The 19,529-nt window shown below is 29.1% G+C and carries 21 protein-coding genes; 11 read left to right on the forward strand and 10 right to left on the reverse strand.

Annotated features, from left to right (window positions below):
• Positions 1-38: 38 nt before the first annotated feature.
• The 5 genes from ACWYN7_RS11320 to ACWYN7_RS11340 are packed head-to-tail and all read right to left on the reverse strand — an operon-like array spanning position 39 to position 3,698.
• Positions 39-647 (reverse strand): IMPACT family protein, encoded by a 609-nt coding sequence (locus ACWYN7_RS11320; protein ID WP_462860071.1) that lies wholly within the window; start codon positions 645-647, stop codon positions 39-41.
• On the reverse strand, positions 647-1,510 hold the full coding sequence (locus ACWYN7_RS11325; protein ID WP_462860072.1) for an EamA family transporter: 864 nt from the start codon (positions 1,508-1,510) through the stop codon (positions 647-649). Before ACWYN7_RS11325 ends, ACWYN7_RS11320 begins: the two co-directional genes overlap by 1 nt.
• Complete coding sequence (locus tag ACWYN7_RS11330; protein WP_462860073.1) at positions 1,511-2,116, reverse strand: HAD family hydrolase; 606 nt, start codon at positions 2,114-2,116, stop codon at positions 1,511-1,513.
• Entirely contained in the window at positions 2,109-3,197 is a 1,089-nt protein-coding gene (ribD, locus tag ACWYN7_RS11335; RefSeq protein WP_462860093.1) for a bifunctional diaminohydroxyphosphoribosylaminopyrimidine deaminase/5-amino-6-(5-phosphoribosylamino)uracil reductase RibD, read from the reverse strand. The genes ACWYN7_RS11330 and ribD overlap by 8 nt, the downstream gene beginning before the upstream one ends.
• A 36-nt stretch (positions 3,198-3,233) precedes the next feature.
• Positions 3,234-3,698, reverse strand: a complete 465-nt coding sequence (locus ACWYN7_RS11340; protein WP_462860074.1) for an LEA type 2 family protein — start codon at positions 3,696-3,698, stop codon at positions 3,234-3,236.
• Between the two features lie 52 nt (positions 3,699-3,750).
• Between ACWYN7_RS11340 and ACWYN7_RS11345 the strand changes: the two genes are divergently transcribed.
• The 3 genes from ACWYN7_RS11345 to prmC are packed head-to-tail and all read left to right on the forward strand — an operon-like array spanning position 3,751 to position 6,537.
• Positions 3,751-4,245 carry a GNAT family N-acetyltransferase gene (locus tag ACWYN7_RS11345; protein ID WP_462860075.1) on the forward strand — a complete coding sequence of 165 codons (495 nt, stop codon included), beginning with the start codon at positions 3,751-3,753 and terminating at the stop codon, positions 4,243-4,245.
• A 1-nt stretch (position 4,246) separates the two neighbouring features.
• Positions 4,247-5,668 (forward strand): cardiolipin synthase, encoded by a 1,422-nt coding sequence (cls, locus tag ACWYN7_RS11350; protein ID WP_462860076.1) that lies wholly within the window; start codon positions 4,247-4,249, stop codon positions 5,666-5,668.
• Positions 5,669-5,673: 5 nt separating this feature from the next.
• The gene (gene prmC / locus ACWYN7_RS11355; RefSeq protein ID WP_462860077.1) at positions 5,674-6,537 is read left to right on the forward strand and encodes a peptide chain release factor N(5)-glutamine methyltransferase; all 864 of its coding nucleotides are present in this window, start codon (positions 5,674-5,676) and stop codon (positions 6,535-6,537) included.
• A gap of 8 nt (positions 6,538-6,545) precedes the next feature.
• Here prmC and ACWYN7_RS11360 read toward each other — a convergent pair whose 3' ends face one another.
• A complete protein-coding gene (locus tag ACWYN7_RS11360) occupies positions 6,546-6,944 on the reverse strand; it encodes an acyl-CoA thioesterase (RefSeq protein WP_462860078.1) in 399 nt (132 codons plus the stop codon).
• Positions 6,945-7,120: 176 nt separating this feature from the next.
• Between ACWYN7_RS11360 and dnaA the strand changes: the two genes are divergently transcribed.
• The 3 genes from dnaA to ACWYN7_RS11375 are packed head-to-tail and all read left to right on the forward strand — an operon-like array spanning position 7,121 to position 9,757.
• Positions 7,121-8,548, forward strand: coding sequence for a chromosomal replication initiator protein DnaA (gene dnaA, locus ACWYN7_RS11365; protein WP_462860079.1), 1,428 nt, complete (start codon positions 7,121-7,123; stop codon positions 8,546-8,548).
• Positions 8,549-8,562: 14 nt separating this feature from the next.
• Entirely contained in the window at positions 8,563-9,015 is a 453-nt protein-coding gene (locus ACWYN7_RS11370) for a low molecular weight protein-tyrosine-phosphatase (protein WP_462860080.1), read from the forward strand.
• Between the two features lie 34 nt (positions 9,016-9,049).
• On the forward strand, positions 9,050-9,757 hold the full coding sequence (locus tag ACWYN7_RS11375; RefSeq protein ID WP_462860081.1) for an SAM-dependent methyltransferase: 708 nt from the start codon (positions 9,050-9,052) through the stop codon (positions 9,755-9,757).
• 24 nt (positions 9,758-9,781) lie between these two features.
• Here the strand turns inward: ACWYN7_RS11375 and ACWYN7_RS11380 are convergent, their stop codons facing one another.
• From ACWYN7_RS11380 to dapF, 4 genes are all read right to left on the reverse strand, one after another.
• Positions 9,782-10,378 carry a peptidoglycan-binding protein LysM gene (locus tag ACWYN7_RS11380; RefSeq protein ID WP_462860082.1) on the reverse strand — a complete coding sequence of 199 codons (597 nt, stop codon included), beginning with the start codon at positions 10,376-10,378 and terminating at the stop codon, positions 9,782-9,784.
• Between the two features lie 197 nt (positions 10,379-10,575).
• Positions 10,576-11,601, reverse strand: coding sequence for an endolytic transglycosylase MltG (gene mltG, locus ACWYN7_RS11385; RefSeq protein ID WP_462860083.1), 1,026 nt, complete (start codon positions 11,599-11,601; stop codon positions 10,576-10,578).
• Positions 11,602-11,632: 31 nt separating this feature from the next.
• On the reverse strand, positions 11,633-12,157 hold the full coding sequence (locus ACWYN7_RS11390; RefSeq protein WP_462860084.1) for a GNAT family N-acetyltransferase: 525 nt from the start codon (positions 12,155-12,157) through the stop codon (positions 11,633-11,635).
• The gene (dapF, locus tag ACWYN7_RS11395; RefSeq protein ID WP_462860086.1) at positions 12,157-12,927 is read right to left on the reverse strand and encodes a diaminopimelate epimerase; all 771 of its coding nucleotides are present in this window, start codon (positions 12,925-12,927) and stop codon (positions 12,157-12,159) included. The genes ACWYN7_RS11390 and dapF overlap by 1 nt, the downstream gene beginning before the upstream one ends.
• Positions 12,928-13,057: 130 nt before the next feature.
• On the opposite strand from dapF, the gene ACWYN7_RS11400 reads away from it, so the two are divergent.
• The 5 genes from ACWYN7_RS11400 (at position 13,058) to ACWYN7_RS11420 (ending at position 19,405) form a co-directional block, all read left to right on the forward strand.
• Positions 13,058-14,431 (forward strand): trypsin-like peptidase domain-containing protein, encoded by a 1,374-nt coding sequence (locus ACWYN7_RS11400; protein WP_462860087.1) that lies wholly within the window; start codon positions 13,058-13,060, stop codon positions 14,429-14,431.
• A gap of 132 nt (positions 14,432-14,563) precedes the next feature.
• Entirely contained in the window at positions 14,564-16,006 is a 1,443-nt protein-coding gene (locus ACWYN7_RS11405) for a glyceraldehyde-3-phosphate dehydrogenase (protein WP_462860088.1), read from the forward strand.
• A gap of 298 nt (positions 16,007-16,304) precedes the next feature.
• Entirely contained in the window at positions 16,305-16,514 is a 210-nt protein-coding gene (locus tag ACWYN7_RS11410; RefSeq protein WP_462860089.1) for a hypothetical protein, read from the forward strand.
• A gap of 49 nt (positions 16,515-16,563) precedes the next feature.
• Positions 16,564-18,561, forward strand: a complete 1,998-nt coding sequence (ligA, locus tag ACWYN7_RS11415) for an NAD-dependent DNA ligase LigA (protein WP_462860090.1) — start codon at positions 16,564-16,566, stop codon at positions 18,559-18,561.
• Between the two features lie 100 nt (positions 18,562-18,661).
• Positions 18,662-19,405: a DUF4294 domain-containing protein gene (locus ACWYN7_RS11420; RefSeq protein ID WP_462860091.1), complete on the forward strand. Its 744-nt coding sequence runs from the start codon at positions 18,662-18,664 to the stop codon at positions 19,403-19,405.
• The last annotated feature ends 124 nt before the right edge of the window (positions 19,406-19,529 follow it).

A 19,529-nucleotide genomic window follows, 5' to 3' on the forward strand; every position in this document is an offset into this window, starting at 1 on the left:
ACCATTGTGGTTTGCTGTTCATTGATTGATCTAAATATTTAATCAAGAAGTTTAATATCAACTTTATAGAGGTTGTCAAAAATGTCAAAAATGGTTTGTGCTTCTTTTTTTCTGATGGATATGGTGTATTCACAAGAAAGCTCCATTTTTTGAGCTACAAGGTTGATGTTTTTCTCTTTAATAATGCGCATTACTTTATTCATTAAATCATAACCAAAATTCAATTTATAAAAAACATCGATTGTTTTTTCTACAATTTCACAGGCTTCTAAAGTAATTTGTGCAGATGTTTTATAAGCGCTAATTAAACCACCAACACCAAGTTTTGTGCCTCCAAAATAACGAACAGAAACTACTAAAATATTGGTAACTTCAAAAGATTGTATTTGTCCGTAAATTGGGAGTCCTGCAGAATTATTAGGTTCGCCATCATCATTTGCTCTATATTTAATGTCTTCAATTCCTAATTGGTAAGCATAACAAAAATGACGAGCAGCATGATGAGTTTTTCTTAAGTTTTCTAAACAATCTTTAACATCATCTTCATGTAAAACAGGAAAAGCATAACCAAAGAACTTACTTCCTTTTTCTTTAAAAAGTGTTTCTTTAGAAGGGTTTACAATTGTTTTATAACTATCATTTTCCATTAAGCCAAAGCTACAATTACAATTCCTAAAATTGCTAATGCTACACCAATTTTATTTTTAACACTAAATTGTTCTTTAAAAACCACAATACCAACTAGTGTAGAAAGTAGTACAATACCTACATTATTAACGGTAAAAAGAGTAGAACTTTCAAAACCTTCAGTTTGCAAAGCTTTAATTAAAAACACAATAGAAAAGTAATTTGGGATTCCTAAAATTACACCAGCAATAATGTTTTTAATGCCAAAAGGTTCTTTTTTCTTTATGGTTTTTATTATTAAAATAATAGCTGCAAAAATTGCAGCAATACCAAATAAACTACCAGAAAAAATAGAAACTTCGTTTTTTGGTACATAATTAGATTCTACAAATTTTAAAACAGTATCTATAGCCCCAGAACCTAAAAACAAAAGAACAGGAAAAAACAAACCAGCATTTTTAGAAGTTGTAGATTTTTCTTTAACAGAAGCTAAATAAACCGCAACTAAAGCAATAATAATTCCTGCAATTTTTAAAAAAGTAACAGATTCATTGTATAGAAATACGCCAAAAAAAACAGGAATAACAACCGACATTTTTCCAGCTACTGAAGTTACAGAAACGCCATTTTTTTGTGCAGTCATGGCCATTACAAAAAATATCGAAACAAATAATGCACCTAAACAAGTAGCACCAATAAACCAAGGTTGATTCGGAATTTCTGCAAAAGAAAAACTGTTTTCGGTAAATGCAAAACCCATGATAAAAGCAACAATATAATTTATAAATATTGCCTTTAAAACATCTATTTTAAAAATGCCAAAATATTTAAAAATAACAAATAATCCTGTAGAAAAAAGGATACTCAATAAAAGGTAAATCAATTAAATATTGGTTTTAGAGAATAATTGGGTTACATCTTCTTGTTTTGGAGTTAAATTCCAAGTTTGAATGCCTAATTTATTGGCAGAATCTGTATTTTCTTTTAAATCGTCTACAAACAAAGTTTCTTCTGCAACTAAATTATTTTCGTTTAAAACAAACTCATAAATTTCTGAATCGGGTTTTCTAAAATGAATTTCATGCGATAAATAAAATTGCTCAAAACAATCTTTAAACTCGTTAAAAAAAGTTTCGCCAACAGTATCTATTACTGATTTTATATGTAAATCGTTGGTGTTGCTTAATAAAAATAATCTGTATTTTTTACTAGTAGCTAATTCTTTTAAAAAGTCTAAACGTCTCTGAGGAAAATCTAACAAAACAGCATTCCAAGCAGCTACTAAATCTGTTTTATTGATTTCAAATTTATTGTAATAGAAGTTGATAAAATCTTCTGTTGTCATTAATCCTTTTTCATATTGATGGTAAACATCGATCATTTCTGGAGTAATTTCAGTTACGCCTAAAGCAGCCATCGCTTTGTAAGTTCCTTCTTTATCTAAGTTGATAAATATGTCTCCAAAATCGAAAATTATATTCTTAATCATTGTTGTAAATTTTTAAAATATCGTTTTTTATTTTTCTTTCTGATGTAATTTTTGCTGATAAAATTGGCGATTTTATTCCTGTTTTAAAAGTGTTATCACCAATAAAAACGTTAGCTTCATCCCAAAGATTAGCATCTATAAATGTTTGTAAAGTTTGTGTACCACCTTCTATAATTAAAGATTGAATTTTATGTTTTTGCAAAACAGTACAAATTTCTTGAGCTAAATTTTGATTAAAATCAATACTTTCAAAAACCAGTTGATGTTCTTTAGTTTTATCTATTATAGAAACATCATTTATAAAATCACTTTTATTAAGGGCTACACTTTTGGCATCATATAAAATGATGGTTTTTATACTTTTGTCATAAATATTCGCTGTTATTGGTATGCGTAAATTTTTATCTAAAACAATTCTAATTGGGTTGTTGCCAAACCAAGTTCTAACATTTAATTTAGGATTATCTGCAAAAACTGTATTTGTGCCTACTAAAATTGCGTGTTCTTTTGCTCTTAGTTTGTGTACAATTTGTTGCGAATATTTGTTAGAAATCCAAACTGGGGCTTGTGTGTCTTTTTCTAAAGGAGCAACAAAACCATCTTTAGTTTCTGCCCATTTTAAAATAATATAAGGTCTTTTTTTATCTTGAACCGTAAAAAATCTTTTATGATGTTTTCTGCATTCATCCTCTAAAACACCAACAATCACATTAATTCCTGCTTTTTGCAAACGTTCAATTCCTTTTCCTGCCACCAAATTGTTTGTGTCTTTGCAACCAATAACAACATTTTTAAATTGATATTTTGCTAATAAATCTGCACAAGGTGGAGTTTTACCAAAATGCGAACAAGGTTCTAAGGTTACATAAATTGTGGCATCTTTTAAAACAGATTTATCTTTTACAGTGTTTACAGCATTTACTTCTGCATGATTTTTTCCGTATTCAGAAGTAAAACCCTCTGCAATTATTTTATCATTTAAAACAATTACAGCACCAACACTTGGATTTGGTCTTGTAGTACCAAATCCGTTTTTAGCGATTTGTAAACAGCGCTTTATGTAAATTTCGTGATTAATGATTTTTGTTTTTTTAATGATGAATGGTAAACAAATGGACTAAAATTTAATTTTTATTTCTTCGGTTTTATCCACAATAAATTCTTTTTTAAAACCAAAAACAACATACTCTAGATTCCCTTTTATTCTAACATTTACTTTTTTAGAGATAAAAGAATTAATCAAACCACCTAACACTCCGTTTTTATCAGAATTCAATAGTTTTTTAGTCGATATTTTTGCGGTTAAAGGAATCGTAAATTTATCTTTTGCAGGTACTTTAAATTCATCAGAAAAAACCTGAGCAACTTCAATGTTATTTACAAGTATAACAATATCATCCGTAGAAATTTTACCACCAACATCATTCGGATTTTCGAAAAAAGCATTGGCTTGCAATTGTATGGTATCTGATGCAAAACTTATAAATTTTACATCATCAACCTTTATAAAAATGGGTTGTTTTTTTACTGAACAACTAAAAAATAGTATCAATAAACTTAAAAAATAGAATGCCTTTTTCATCAAAAGTATTTAAAAAAATAGGTAACTTGCTCTTGCAAAAATACAGTAATAAATGACAAGTACAGATTTTATCATTAGAGAAATAGAATCAAAAGATAATTTACAATTGGCCAATGTAGTTAGAGAAGTTATTCTAGAAATGGGCGCACCAAAAGTGGGTACTGCTTATGAGGATAAAGCCACAGATGCCATGTTTGAAACTTATCAAAAAGAAAAAGCAGCTTATTTTGTTGTAGAATATAATAACGAAGTTGTGGGTGGAGCAGGGGTTGCGCAATTGGATAATTTTGAAGGCAACACTTGCGAACTACAAAAAATGTATTTTTTGCCCATTGCTAGAGGTAAAGGTTTGGGAACCAAATTAATTTCGGTTTGTTTAGAAAAAGCCAAAGAATTCGGTTTCGAAAACTGTTACTTAGAAACTTTACCTTATATGGAAGCTGCAGTAAAATTGTATAAAAAATATGGGTTTAAAAATTTAGAAAAACCAATGGGTAATACTTGCCATTATTCTTGTAACGTTTGGATGCTTAAAGAAATTGAATAATATGATTTTTTATGTTTTAGGAATTTTACATTTTATTTTATTCAGTTGGGCATTCTACAATGTCTTATATTTTGGCGTAAAACCTTCTAAATCGTTAAGCTGGGTATTAATCACTTTTTTCTTTCCTTTTGTTGGTGTTTTTGGCTTTATTTTATTCGGAATTAACAGAAGAAAAATAAAGTTTTTTGAGTTAAAAGAAACCAAAAAAAGAAAGAAACACATAAAAGAATTTTTTAAAAATAAGGGCGATGCAAATCTCGATATTTTAGAAAATACGAAACAAAAAAAAATATCTCAACTCATTTATGCCAACACAAATTGTAGTGTAGAAAATGATAATGAAGTTGTTTTATTAAAAAACGGAAAAGAAACTTTTATAGCCTTAAATAAAGCGTTAAAACAAGCAAAAAACTTTATTCATTTACAATATTATATGATTGAAGATGGACAAGTTTTAAATGAAATTATAGAAATTTTAGAGCAAAAAATTAAAGAAAATATAGAAGTTAGATTTATTTACGATACGTTTGGCAGTTATAAATTGAGTAAAAAATCGAAGCGAAAATTAAAAGATATTGGGGTTAAATTGTACCCAGAAACTCCTTTTGCCTATGGTACTTTTTTATTTTCTTTAAACTACAGAAATCATAGAAAAATTGCTGTAATCGATAATGAAATTGGTTTTGTTGGAGGTGTTAATATTTCTGATGAATATATAAATGATGATGATTTAGGTATTTGGCAAGACACTCATATCCAGGTAAAAGGTTGCGCAGTAAATAGTATTCACAGTACTTTTTTAAAGGATTATTATTTTGCAACAAACAAAGATTTATCAAATAATGATGCCTATTTAACGCCTTGTAATGTAAAAGGAAATACCAAATTACAAATTGTTTCAAGTGGGCCAGATTACGAGCAATCTGTGGTTATGCAGCAGTATTTAAGCTTTATAAACTTGGCAGAGAAAAGTATTTGTGTTTTAAATCCTTATTTTATTCCCACATTTTCAATTTTAGAAGCCTTTAAAATTGCGGCTTTAAGTGGCGTAAAAGTTACTTTATTATTACCCAAAAAAGGGGATTCTAAAATTGCCAATTATAGCATGTATTCTTATTTTGAAGCCTTGTTAAAAGCGGGGGTAGAAATTTATTTGCGTGATGATTTTTCTCATAGTAAAGTAATTTTTATCGATGACGAAATTATTTCAATAGGGTCTACCAATTTCGATTGCAGAAGTTTTGAGCATAATTACGAACTAAATGCAATTCTTTTTGACAAAGACAAAACTTTAGAGGTAAAAGAAGAATTTAACGAAAGAAAAAATAAAGCCCATAAATTAGATTTTGCCACCTTTAGAAAAAGATCTATTAAACAAAAAACATTAGAACGTCTTTGCCGTTTTTTTAGCCCATTATTATAACTGATATGATATTAAATGAATTCCGAAATCATTTTAAAAATGAGCTTTCAGAAGTTTATCCCACAACAGAAATCGCTTCTTTTTTCTTTTTGCTGATAGAAGAATATTTAGGTTTACAAAGAATTGATACTGTTTTAAAACCTGATTTTAAAATTGATGAAGCTAAAGTATCAACTTTAAACAAAGTTTTAAAAAGATTAAAAAAGCAAGAACCCATTCAATACATTATTGGCAAAACCGAGTTTTATGGTTATCCTTTTTTGGTTGATGAAAATACTTTAATTCCAAGACCAGAAACAGAAGAATTGGTAGAATGGATTATTAATGAAGTAGAAAAACTAACTTTAGAAAATAATAAAATAACTAACATTTTAGATATTGGTACAGGTTCTGGTTGCATACCAATTGCATTGGCTAAAAATTTAAAAAATGCTACAATTTCTGCTATTGATGTTTCTTCTGATGCTTTAAAAATGGCTAAAAAGAATGCAGAATTCAATAAAGTAAACATAAACTTTATTGAAAAAGATATTTTAAAAACTAATATTTTACCAGAAAGTTATGATATTATTATATCTAATCCACCTTATGTTAGAGAACTCGAAAAAGCGGAAATTCAGAATAATGTTTTAGAAAATGAACCCCATTTAGCGTTGTTTGTTTCCGATGATGATCCTCTTATTTTTTATGATAAAATTGCTGAATTGGCAAAAAATCACCTTACTAAAAATGGAATTTTATTCTTTGAAATTAATCAATACTTAGGATTAGAAACTGTAAAGATGTTAAAAGAAAAAGCTTTTAAAAATATCGTATTGAAAAAAGATTTGTTTAAAAATGATAGAATGATAAAAGCAAATGTTTTATAATTTTAATTCTAATACCCCAAGCTTTCTAATAAATAATCAGGGCATCTTGTAGGTTTTTTAGTTTCCATATTCATAAAAGCCAATACAGTATTTCCTGTGCAAATTAATTCATCGTTCTGATTGGTAATTTTATAATCAAACTCAATTTTTACCATAGGCTTTTTAACTAAGCAAGTTTCAATAGTTAAAAGATCATCATACATGGCAGATTTTAAAAAATTACATTTTAAAGAAATTACGGGAAGCATTATCCCACTAATTTCCATATCTTTGTAAGTGACCCCCAACTTACGCAGCCATTCAGTTCTGCCCAGTTCAAAAAATTGAGCGTAGTTTCCATGATAAACTACACCCATTTGGTCAGTTTCAGAATATCGAACTCTAGTTTTTGTTAAAAATTTTTTCAAACGATATGTTTAATTTTTTGTGCAGTCTACGTAAAAAATAATTAATAATCAATAGTAATTTCATTTTTTTATGATGAAATTTATTCACACTTTTGTGGTGCTTAAGAAAAAGGGTTCACAGGTTCTTGTGAGAGCCAAAATATTAGAATTTTAAAAAAAATTACACAGTAAATTAAATGAGTAACACCGCTGATTCCGTTTGGACTGACTGTCTGTCTTTTATAAAAGACAACATTAAGCCACAAGCTTACAAAACTTGGTTTGAACCAATAAAACCGGTAAAACTTTCTGGAGAGGCATTGACTATTCAAGTACCTAGTAAATTTTTTTATGAATGGTTAGAAGAGCACTATATTAAACTTTTAAGAGTTGCATTGGTAAGAAAATTGGGGAATGATGCCAAATTGATTTACGATGTAAAAATGGAAAACAATTATAGTAGTAACAGACCGCAAATTGTTAAAATTCCGAGTTCTAATAGAGATCCATTAAAGCCTCAAAAGGTTACTGTTCCTTTAGAATCTAATAAAAGAGAATTAAGAAATCCTTTTATTATTCCAGGTTTACAAAAAGTAAAAATTGAGTCTCAGTTAAACCCAAATTATAGTTTTGCAAACTTTATAGAAGGCGATTCTAATAGATTAGCACGTTCTGCAGGTATGGCTGTAGCCAATAAACCAGGTGGAACTTCTTTTAATCCATTACTAATTTATGGAGGTGTTGGTTTAGGAAAAACTCATTTAGCACATGCTATTGGTGTAGATATAAAAGACAAATATCCAGATAAAACTGTTTTATATATTTCTTCAGAAAAATTTACACAACAGTTTATAGATTCAGTAAAATCGAACACAAGAAATGATTTTATTCACTTCTATCAAATGATAGATGTTTTGATTATTGATGATGTTCAATTTTTATCTGGTAAAGCAGGAACACAAGATGTATTCTTTCATATTTTTAACCATTTACATCAAAATGGAAAACAGGTAATCTTAACTTCGGATAAGGCTCCTGTAGATATGCAAGATATAGAACAACGTTTGTTATCTCGTTTTAAATGGGGGTTATCAGCAGAATTGCAATCGCCAGATTACGAAACACGAATATCTATCTTACAAAATAAATTGTATAGAGATGGTGTAGAAATGCCAGAAGATATTATTGAGTACGTTGCAAAAAACATAAAATCGAATGTTAGAGAATTAGAAGGTGTTTTAATTTCTATGATTGCACAAGCCTCTTTTAACAGAAAAGAATTCTCTTTAGAGTTGGCCAAACAGATTGTAGATAAGTTTGTTAAAAACACTAAAAAAGAAGTTTCTATAGATTACATTCAGAAAGAAGTTTCTAAATACTTTGATATGGATGTGGCTACTTTACAATCTAAAACTCGTAAACGTCATATTGTACAAGCTCGTCAATTGGCAATGTATTTTGCTAAGAGATTAACAAAAACTTCTTTAGCAAGTATTGGTAATCAAATTGGGCAAAGAGATCATGCAACTGTATTGCACGCTTGTAAAACAGTAGACAACCTAACAGAAACTGATAAACAATTCAAAAAATACGTCGACGATTTAACAAAGAAGTTAACGTTTTAAAACTTAAATTTTAAATGATAAAAGTACTAATGGTTTGCTTGGGGAATATTTGTCGTTCGCCATTAGCAGAAGGTATTTTACAATCTAAAATTAATTCGGATACTATTTTTGTAGATTCTGCTGGTACAGGAGCTTATCATGTTGGTAATTTGCCAGATGAACGCTCTATAGAAGTTGCTAGAAAATATGGTATAAATATTACCAACCAAAGAGCAAGAAAATTTACCGTAAAAGATTTTGATAATTTTGACTTTATTTATCCCATGGATGAAAGCAATTATCGAAATATTATTGCCTTAGCAAGAAATACAGCTGATAAAGCAAAAGTTAAAATGATTTTAAACGAGGTGTATCCTAATGAAAATGTATCAGTTCCAGATCCTTATTATGGAGGTAAACTAGGTTTTGAAAATGTGTATAAAATGTTAGACCAAGCTTGCGAAATTATTGCTGAAAAATTGTCTTAATATATTTATTAAATTAGTCTCTTAAAACTACAAAATGATTGGTAAACTCTATTTAATTCCGACTACTTTAGGTGATGAAACTGAACCTTTAGAGGTAATGCCTATATCAGTAAAAAAAGTAATCGAAGAAATCAATTATTATATTGTAGAAAATGAGAAATCTGCAAGGAGGTTTATCAAAAAAATATCACCTAAAAAACAGCAGCCCAATTTAACTATTAAGTTGTTAGATAAATATGCTGTAGAAGAAGAAACGCAACAATATTTAGATGTTTGTGAGCAAGGTTTTAATGTAGGTTTATTATCTGAAGCAGGTGTGCCAGCCATTGCAGATCCTGGAGCAAGTATTGTAAAATTAGCTCACGAAAAAAACATTCAAGTGGTACCTTTGGTTGGGCCAAGTTCTATTTTAATGGCAATGATGAGTTCTGGTTTTAATGGGCAAAACTTTGCTTTTAATGGCTATTTACCCATTGATAGAAGTGATAGAAAAAGAGCTATTAAAGAGTTAGAACGAATTTCTGGGGATAAAAATCAATCTCAAATTTTTATTGAAACTCCTTACAGAAACGAAAAAATGTTAGCCGATTTAAAAGCAATTCTATCTCCGCAAACCAGTTTGTGTATTGCAGCAGATATTACACTGTCATCAGAATATATAAAAACAATGACCATAAAAGATTGGAAACATCAACAACCTAATCTGCACAAAAGGCCAGCAATATTTATTATTCAGAAATAGTTAGCATTAAAAGTTTATCAACTTTTAAACTGTGGCCAACCTGTCTGCTTCTATATTAGAAACATCGTAATTGGCAAATCGTTTCATGTAAGAACGAATGGTTGCGCCATAAGCATCAGAAAAACCAATAGCTCCATTACTTCTTAAGAACTTTTTTACGTTTCCTGCACCACCTAAATGTGCAGCTGCTAAAATTCCTGATTCTGTAATTAAAACTCCGTTTATGGTTTTACCAACAGAACGTTTAATGTCTTTTCTTAAAATCCATTTGTTAACTTTACACAAAGCCATAAAAGCTTTTTCTTGTTGTTCAGGATTTTGTAAAAAAGCAGAAGTATCATAAATTTTAAATCGCTCTAAAGTTGTTCTACCAAATTGGTATTTTCCTAAATAACCAAGTGTATTTACCACATGATATTTACCTTGAGATTCTTTAAAAGCAACAGCTTCTTTAAAAGCCACGTAATTTTTTTCTAAATAAGGGATATTATAATCAACATAAACAGGTAGCATTTCTGTTTTTGTTATTTCTGTAGTTGTATTAACAGAGGTTGTATTTACTGCAGTAGCATTTACAAAAAGTACAAATACAATTGTTATTAATAAAAACTTTTTGATCATAAAAAATCATTTTAATTTCGGTCTGCAAATGTATGACATAATTTGAATCTACTGAATATCAGTCTATTAATTTCGTCGAAATTGTAAATTATATAGATAAAAGGTCGTTTTCTTAGCAGAATTGGAAAACTATTACGTTTCCTTTTGTGAAAAAAATAATTTTTTTTGACATTTTATGAGATAATTTTTTAGAAAAATTACCTGTTTACTCCTTTTTCGTTCAACCATTTTTGATATTTGGCTGCATTTCTGTTGTGTTGTGCTAAAGTTTTGGCAAAAGAATGATATCCAAACTTATCTACATTTACACACATATAGTAGTAATTATGCTTTTGTGCATTTAAAACACCATCTATAGAAGAGATGTCTGGCATTGCAATTAAAGTAGGAGGTAAGCCTCTATTTTTATAGGTATTATAAGGTGAATTAATTTGTAAATCGGCATTTAAAACTCGTTTTACAACATAATCTTGTCCTTTTACTTCTTTAATGCAGTAGATTATTGTTGGGTCTGCTTGTAAAGGCCAACCATTATTTAATCGATTTAAGTACAAACCAGCAACAATGGGTCTTTCTACTTTTTGTGCGGTTTCTTTTTGCACAATAGAAGCCAAAGTAATTACATCTTCTTTAGACAATTTTAAAGCTTTTGCTTTTGCAAGTCGAGAGGTATTCCAAAATCGATTATACTCTCTTAACATTCGATCTCTAAATTTATCTGCAGAAACTGTCCAATAAAATTCGTAACTATTAGGAATACAGATTTGCAACACCGATTTTTTATTCATTTTATTTTTTGATAAAAAATCTTGATCTGTAAAAGAATTTAAGACGGCAATAGAATCCATTTCTAATTGCTCAGCAATTCTACCCGCAAATTTTTCTAGAGTATCTTGGTTGTTAAACGAAATTTTTAAAGGGGCTTGGTTGCCACTTCTTAGCATATTAACCAAATCGTTATTAGACATTCCTTTTTTTAATAAATAACGACCAGTTTTAGGTTTAGAAAAGTTTTTTTTGGCAGCTACCCATAGAAATGTATTTGGGTTTTTAGAGTGGTCTGCAATTTTTTCTTTTACATCAACCATGCTGTCATTAGCTTGCACATATAATATATAATCTTCGGTTATGGCTTCACCAAATATTTTTTGATAATAGTTGTATCCTAAAACTCCTCCTAATAAAAAGACAAAACCTAATATGTATAAAATTTTTTTACCCAATTTATTTTTATTTTTTGTGATGATTGCAAAATTACTCTTTTATCAATTGAAATAAAATTTCATCTTTAAACTTTCTGTTTGATAAAATCCAATCTTTTTTAAGACCTACTTTTTTAAAATTATGTTTTTTAAATAAGGCCAAACTCTTCTCATTATCAGAAGTAATATTCGCATACAATTGATGCAAATTTAAATAAGAAAAAGAATAATTAATTAATAAGGATAAAGCTTCAGAAGCATAACCTTTATTTTGATAATAAGGATGAATTAAAATTCCAATTCCTGCTCTTTTATGCTGAGGATTAAAATCGAACAAATCAATCATTCCTACAGGTTCTTTATTTTCTTTTTCTTCGATAACCAAACGCAGTTGTTTGGTTTCATAAATATCTAAATGCGCATTTTCTAAATATTGTTTTAACACATATCTAGAAAAAGGGGTTTGTGTATGGCTAACTTCCCAGAATAATTCGTTGTTTTCTATGGTGTGTAGAAAATTTAAATCTTCTGGTTCTATAGCTCTTAAATTAAGTTTTTTACCTTTTAATGTTTTCATTAGATTACAATATCTCCTTTAAAAACAAATTCAGCAGGTCCTTTTAAAAATACATTGGTATATTTTCCATTTTGTTCTGTAAAAGATACTTCTAGCAAACCACCTTCTACAGGTAAAGAAATGGAGTTGCTTTTTGTTTTCTGTGTTTTATGCATGGCAATTGCCACTGCTGTAACTCCTGTACCACAGGCCAAGGTTTCATCTTCTACACCTTTTTCATAAGTTCTAACTCTAAAGGTATTTTCATTAATTTGTTGCGCAAAATTTACATTACTTCCTGGGGCTGCATAAGAATATCTAATTTTTTTACCATTTGTAAAAACAGGATAATCATCTAATTCATCAACCATTTCTACATGATGTTGTGTGCCTGTGTAAGCAAAAACGGAATTTTCTTTAACATCAATCTCATCAACATCAATCATATGAAGACTAACAATACCATCATTTATTTCAGCAAAATGTTGCCCATCAAAAGCTAAAAAAGTAGTCTTTTTATCAATGATATTTAAAAATTTTGCAAAAGCAACTGCGCATCTACCTCCATTACCACAAAAAGTCTGACTACCATCAGCATTAAAATAAATCATTTTAAAATCGTACTCCTCATCATTTTCAATTAAAATAATGCCATCTGCACCAACACCAAAATGTCTGTCACAAATTTGTGAAATTTTGTCAGTATTGTTTTTTGGAAAGATTTTTGTTCTGTTATCTATCATCACAAAATCATTTCCTGTTCCTTGATATTTATAAAACGTCAAATTCATGGTGCAAATGTAATGATTTTGTTAACAAAGATTGGCTGTTAAAACGTGGTTAAAAACCGTTAAAAACCAGTTAAACAGATTTTTTGAAAATGTTAAAATTGTATATTTGAATAATTAAAAATTTAGAATTATGAAGAGATTTTTTAGTTTACTAGGCATGGCAATTTTGGGAGGCGCTCTAACACTAGGAGGTTACAAATTGCTTTTTAATGATACTGTAGTGATAGAAAGAACACTACCAAACAGTGCACAAACAGTGCAAACAAACTTTAATACAGCATACGAATCACCAAGGTTAAATGCAGCAACTATAGATTTTACTTTAGCCGCAGAAAAAACAGTAAATTCTGTAGTACACGTTAAAAACACAACCATAAGAACACAAACAAATCCTTTAGATATTTTCTTTGGTAATGGAAATGGACAAAGAAAATTTGAGCAAGTGGGTACAGGTAGTGGAGTTATTATTTCGTCTGATGGATATATTGTAACCAACAATCATGTAATTGATAATGCAAATGATATTCAGATTACCTTAAACAATCAAAAGAAATACAAAGCAGAATTAATTGGTGCAGATGCTAATAATGATATTGCTTTGTTAAAAATTGATGCAGATATGGAATTACCATATACACCTTTCGCAAATTCTGATAATATTAAAATTGGTGAATGGGTTTTAGCAGTGGGTAATCCTTATAATTTAACTTCTACAGTAACAGCTGGTATTATTAGTGCAAAAGGTAGAGATTTAGAAGGGAATAGAAATATAGAATCTTTTATACAAACAGATGCTGCAGTTAATCCTGGAAATAGTGGAGGAGCTTTAGTAAATATTAGAGGAGAATTAGTAGGTATAAATACTGCAATATCATCTAAAACTGGTTCTTTTGTGGGATATTCTTTTGCAGTTCCTTCTAATATCGCTAAGAAAATTGTAGATGATTTATTAGAATTTGGAGTTGTACAAGAGGCAATTTTAGGCATTGCAGTAGATACTGATTATACAGAAGAAGGTGTTAAAGTAGGTAAGGTGTTTTATGAAGAAGGTAAAAAAATGGAATTAAAAGAAGGAGACATTATTAAAAGTATCAATAATGTAAAGATTTCTAAATTCTCTGAGTTAAAAGGACAATTAACTTCTAAAAGACCAGGAGACAATATTAATGTTACCATTGAAAGAGATGGAGATTTAATCACCAAAAATATTGTTTTAACTAAAAAAGTAAAACAAATTATCGCGGAAACTTTTGGATGGCAATTAAAAGACTTAACTTCAAAAGAAAAGAAAAAAAGAAATGTTACCAAAGGTGTAAAAATTGAGTACACTGCAGATAAAAGAAACGATTTATCTGGCTATATCATTACAAAAATTAATGGTAAGGAAGTAGACAATGCAGAAAAAGCAGCGCAACTTATAGATAATTTATCGAATTCTAATTACAGAAATAATTTAATAGAACTTATAAGTTTATCTGGCGAAAAAGAAAGATTCCGTTTTTAAATAGTATTAAACTTTGTAAAAATCCTGATTTTTTAATCAGGATTTTTTTTATGCTAAATTTTATACGAAATCGATTTCGTATTGTAAAAAAAAGAAATACTTTTGCAGAAACATTAATCAATTAATTAAGCTATGTCATTAACTCTGAATTACGAAAAAGAAGTTGTTTTGCAAGCACAAACAAGAAAAGCCACAGTAGAATTTATTAATATCTTAAATAATTTATGGTACGATAAATCTATAGAACTAGTACTTTTTAGAAACCAATTGCAAGACAAAAGAGCCAGTGAAATTTTAAACCTTATCAATTATGCAAAAGAGTTTGTAAATAAGAAAATTACAATCGAAGATGTGTTAAGTATTGCCAAAGCAATTGAGCAAGTAGATTTGCCAGCATCTAAATTAGATATTGGTAAGTTGGCTTATGAATGTTATTTAAATCCAAAAGCCTGTGTAGATAAAGTTGCTTTTGTAAAAAAACAATTAAAAAATGTAAAAGAAGCCAAAAATATCACACCAAAAGATGTAGTATTATATGGTTTTGGTAGAATTGGTCGTTTATTAGCAAGAGAATTAATGACTAAAATGGGTAAAGGATCTCAATTAAGATTAAGAGCTATTGTAACTCGTGGCGAAATTTCGCAATCAATCTTAGAAAAAAGAGCCTCTTTATTAAGTGTAGATTCTGTTCACGGAGATTTTTTAGGAACAGTACAAACCGATTTAGAACACGAAGCTTTAATTATTAACGGAACAACAGTTTCCATGATTTCTGCCAATAATCCAGAAGACATCGATTATACAAAATTCGGAATTAACGATGCTTTAATTATTGATAATACAGGTGCTTTTAGAGACGATGTTGCTTTGGCAAGACATTTAAAAGCAAAAGGAGCAAGTAAAGTTTTATTAACTGCACCAGGTAAAGGAATTCCAAATATTGTACATGGCGTAAATCACAAACAATATAACCCAGATAAAGTAGATATTTTTTCTGCAGCATCTTGTACAACAAATGCAATTACGCCTATTTTAAAAGTATTAGAAGACAATTTCGGAATTAAAAAAGGCCATCTAGAAACCATTCACGCATATACAAACGATCAAAATTTAGTAGATAACATCCATAGCAAATACAGAAGAGGTAGAGCTGCAGCTTTAAATATGGTAATTACAGAAACAGGTGCAGGTAAAGCAGTTTCTAAAGCAATTCCTGTTTTAGAAGGTAAATTAACATCGAATGCAATTCGAGTTCCAGTTCCAAACGGATCTTTAGCAATCTTAAACTTACAATTAAGAAGACCAGTTACAACAGATGCTGTAAATGCAATTATAAAACAAGCAGCATTAGAAGGCGATTTAATAGAGCAAATAAAATATTCTTTAGATAATGAATTGGTGTCTTCAGATATTATTGGTTGTACAGCACCATCAATTTTCGATAGCAAATCTACCATAGCAGATAAAGAAACCATTGTAGTTTATGTTTGGTACGATAATGAATATGGCTATTCGCACCAAGTAATTCGTTTGGCAAAATACATTGCAAAAGTAAGACGTTTTACCTATTATTAAAATAGAGCATCCTTAATTATAAATAGTTAACTTAACAATATCCTCGAAATTTTTATAATTTCGGGGTTTGTTTTTTTGTAGCTATTTCCAGCTTTCCATTATATCTTTTTTTGCGAAAAAACAAAAAAAGGATGCCATTTCAATCTGGGCTAAACTTGTTTGCTAACTTTTAGAATTGTATTAAATTTTACTATCATAAAAACAAGTAAAGTAATTTTAAATCAACTTTAAATTCATTATTCTTTTACTTATTTTTATCAAAAAATTAGAAATTAAATATTCTATACAACTTTAATAAATGAGTGTTCAAAATAAACTGCCTTATTATCAAATTCCAGAAGCGCCTAAAGAATTTACAGCAGGCACAAGTGCAAGCAGAATGGTAGATGGTTTAGGGTTTAGATATTACTGGGCAACAGAAGGTTTATTATATGCTACACTCATTAAAGTAAATGATGATAAGCATTATAAAATGACTTGTATAGAAAAAGAAAAAGGAAAAAACTAAAAAACTTGTTTAAAAGGTACTAAGCAAGATTAATTTTTTTATCAAAAGAATGACTATTCAACAAAAAATAGAATCACTTCGTGATGAGTTAAACACACATAATTACAATTATTATGTGTTAGATAATGCTACAATATCAGATTTTGAATTCGATATCAAACTCAAAGAATTAGAAAAATTAGAAAAAGAAAATCCAGAATTTTTCGATTCAAATTCACCAACACAGAGAGTAGGAGGTACCATAACCAAAAACTTTAATACAATTACCCATAAAAACAGAATGTATTCTTTAGACAATTCTTACTCAAAAGAAGATTTATTAGACTGGGAAAAACGAGTACAAAAAGTTTTAGGTACAACAGAAACTGAATATACTTGCGAGCTTAAATATGATGGAGCATCTATCAATTTAACCTACGAAAATGGTCAGTTTGTAAAAGCGGTAACAAGAGGAGATGGTTTTCAAGGAGATGAAGTTACCAATAATATAAAAACAATTCGTTCTATTCCATTATCCATAAAAAAAGACTTTGTAAAAAACTTCGAAATGCGTGGCGAAATCATTTTGCCATTAGAAGGTTTTAGTAAAATGAATGCAGAACGTGTTGCAAATGGAGAAGAGGCTTATAGAAATCCGAGAAACACCGCAAGCGGAAGTTTAAAATTACAAGACAGTACAGAAGTTGCCAAAAGACCTTTAGATTGTTTGTTGTATCAAGTAGTAACAGAAGAGCGTAAATACAAAACACATTTTCAGAGTTTAGAAAATGCCAGAAAAGTAGGTTTTAAAGTTCCAGAAACAATCACTTTAGCAAAATCAATTGATCAAGTTTTTCAATTTGTAAATTATTGGGATGCAAAAAGACACGATTTACCTTACGAAACTGATGGTGTTGTTATAAAAGTAAACAATTTACAACAACAAGAAGAATTAGGGTATACATCAAAAGCGCCAAGATGGGCTATTGCTTATAAATTTAAAGCAGAACAAGTATCAACTATTTTAAACGAAATTACATATCAAGTGGGTAGAACAGGCGCAATTACCCCAGTTGCAAATTTAGAACCAGTTCAATTGGCAGGCACAACTGTAAAAAGAGCTTCTTTGCATAATGCAGATCAAATAGAAAAATTAGATATTAGAGAAAATGATACTGTTTTTGTAGAAAAAGGAGGAGAAATTATTCCAAAAATAATTGCTGTCGATTTTACAAAACGTCCAGAAAACTCTGCGCCAACAATTTACGCAACTCATTGTCCTGAATGTGGAACCCAATTGGTAAGAACAGAAGGTGATGCTAAACATTATTGTCCAAATGAATTTGGATGTGCGCCTCAAATTACAGGTAGAATTCAGCATTTTATCAGCAGAAAAGCTATGGATATTGATGGTTTGGGTGGAGAAACTGTAGACTTATTACGTAAAGAAGGTTTAATTCATAATTATGCTGATTTATACGATTTAAAAGTTGAGCAAGTTATTCCGTTAGAAAGAATGGCAGAAAAATCTGCTCAGAATATGATTAACGGAATCGAAAAATCAAAAGAAATACCTTTTGAGAAAGTATTATTTGCACTCGGAATTCGTTTTGTTGGTGAAACTGTTGCTAAAAAATTAGCAAAACATTTTAAATCTATTGATAATTTAATGACAGCCGATTTCGAAACTTTAATTGCTGTTGATGAAATTGGCGATAGAATTGCGCAAAGCATCATTAATTTTTCTAACGACTTAAATAATATCCAACTCATACAAAAATTAAAATCTGTGGGAGTTCAATTAGAAGTATCAGCAGAAAGTTTAGAAAATCAAACAGACAAATTACAAGGACAAATATTTGTGGTTTCTGGTGTTTTTCATCAAATGAGTAGAAACGAATTAAAAAAAGCCATAGAAGATAATGGAGGTAAAGTAAGTTCTTCAATATCTAAAAAAACAAACTTTGTGGTTGCTGGCGATAATATGGGGCCATCAAAATTAGCTAAAGCAGAAAATTTAGGAATCAGTATTATATCAGAACAAGATTTTATATATAAGATTAGTTAAATAGATCTTGGCAATCTTTTTGATATATATAATGACACCTTATGCTATTATTTAAAATCAACTAAACACGATTACAAATTGTTTCGAGAACAATTATTAAATGAAAAAAATCCTCTACATATATATAATACTATTTTCAATTACTTCTTTTTCTCAAAAAAAGGAAGAATTAGATTCGTTACCTATTAATTATGATGATTATATTTTAGTAAAACCAGGAGATAGTATCATTATTAAGTTAGATGAAATAACCTTATTGCCAAAACACAAGTTTAAATCTAAAAATGATATTCGATATTATTTATGGTTTCGTAGAAAAGTGTTTAAAGCATATCCTTATGCGCAATTGGCATCAGAAAGATTAGACTCTTTAAATGTACGTTTAAATAAAATTGAGTCTAAAAGTAAACGAAAGAAATATACAAGACTTGTTCAAAAATACATTGAAGGTGAATTCACAGACCAAATAAAAAAAATGACCAGAACAGAAGGTCGTATACTTATAAAGTTAATCTATCGTCAAACAGGCAAAACTGCTTTTGATAACATAAAAAATTTAAGAAGCGGTTGGAAAGCATTTTGGTATAACACCACAGCAAATGTTTTTAAACTGTCTCTTAAAACAGAATATCATCCAGAATTTGATAATGAAGACTTTTTAATTGAAGATGTTTTGCAACGAGCTTTTCAAGATGATAAGTTAAAAAGACAAGATTCTAAGCTAAATTTCGATTTTTCAAAAATAATTTCGGAAAGAAAAGCAGAAATAAACGTCGAAATCTACAAACAGATGTTTGCCAAAATGCGTAAAAAGAAGAAATCTATAAAAAGACGCACTCAATAATATTCGATAAATTTAGAATTTTAGACTACTTTTTAAATTTATACTCCCATTTTCAAGATTGATTTCATTTCCTGATTATTAAAAACCGATATTAATTGTGTTGATTTTTGTTTGTTTGTGGTGA

This window comes from Polaribacter sp. M10 (assembly GCF_054968445.1).

Bases quoted from the DNA above. Each gene is read 5' to 3' on its own strand.
- ACWYN7_RS11390 (WP_462860084.1), bottom strand. From the start codon at position 12,157: ATGAAAACATTAAAAGGTAAAAAACTTAATTTAAGAGCTATAGAACCA.
- cls (WP_462860076.1), top strand. From the start codon at position 4,247: ATGATTTTTTATGTTTTAGGAATTTTACATTTTATTTTATTCAGTTGG.
- prmC (WP_462860077.1), top strand. From the start codon at position 5,674: ATGATATTAAATGAATTCCGAAATCATTTTAAAAATGAGCTTTCAGAA.
- ACWYN7_RS11330 (WP_462860073.1), bottom strand. From the start codon at position 2,116: ATGATTAAGAATATAATTTTCGATTTTGGAGACATATTTATCAACTTA.
- ACWYN7_RS11370 (WP_462860080.1), top strand. From the start codon at position 8,563: ATGATAAAAGTACTAATGGTTTGCTTGGGGAATATTTGTCGTTCGCCA.
- ACWYN7_RS11320 (WP_462860071.1), bottom strand. From the start codon at position 647: ATGGAAAATGATAGTTATAAAACAATTGTAAACCCTTCTAAAGAAACA.
- ligA (WP_462860090.1), top strand. From the start codon at position 16,564: ATGACTATTCAACAAAAAATAGAATCACTTCGTGATGAGTTAAACACA.
- ACWYN7_RS11410 (WP_462860089.1), top strand. From the start codon at position 16,305: ATGAGTGTTCAAAATAAACTGCCTTATTATCAAATTCCAGAAGCGCCT.
- ACWYN7_RS11375 (WP_462860081.1), top strand. From the start codon at position 9,050: ATGATTGGTAAACTCTATTTAATTCCGACTACTTTAGGTGATGAAACT.
- dnaA (WP_462860079.1), top strand. From the start codon at position 7,121: ATGAGTAACACCGCTGATTCCGTTTGGACTGACTGTCTGTCTTTTATA.
- ACWYN7_RS11345 (WP_462860075.1), top strand. From the start codon at position 3,751: ATGACAAGTACAGATTTTATCATTAGAGAAATAGAATCAAAAGATAAT.
- ACWYN7_RS11400 (WP_462860087.1), top strand. From the start codon at position 13,058: ATGAAGAGATTTTTTAGTTTACTAGGCATGGCAATTTTGGGAGGCGCT.
- ACWYN7_RS11405 (WP_462860088.1), top strand. From the start codon at position 14,564: ATGTCATTAACTCTGAATTACGAAAAAGAAGTTGTTTTGCAAGCACAA.
- ACWYN7_RS11380 (WP_462860082.1), bottom strand. From the start codon at position 10,378: ATGATCAAAAAGTTTTTATTAATAACAATTGTATTTGTACTTTTTGTA.
- ACWYN7_RS11340 (WP_462860074.1), bottom strand. From the start codon at position 3,698: ATGAAAAAGGCATTCTATTTTTTAAGTTTATTGATACTATTTTTTAGT.
- dapF (WP_462860086.1), bottom strand. From the start codon at position 12,927: ATGAATTTGACGTTTTATAAATATCAAGGAACAGGAAATGATTTTGTG.
- ACWYN7_RS11420 (WP_462860091.1), top strand. From the start codon at position 18,662: ATGAAAAAAATCCTCTACATATATATAATACTATTTTCAATTACTTCT.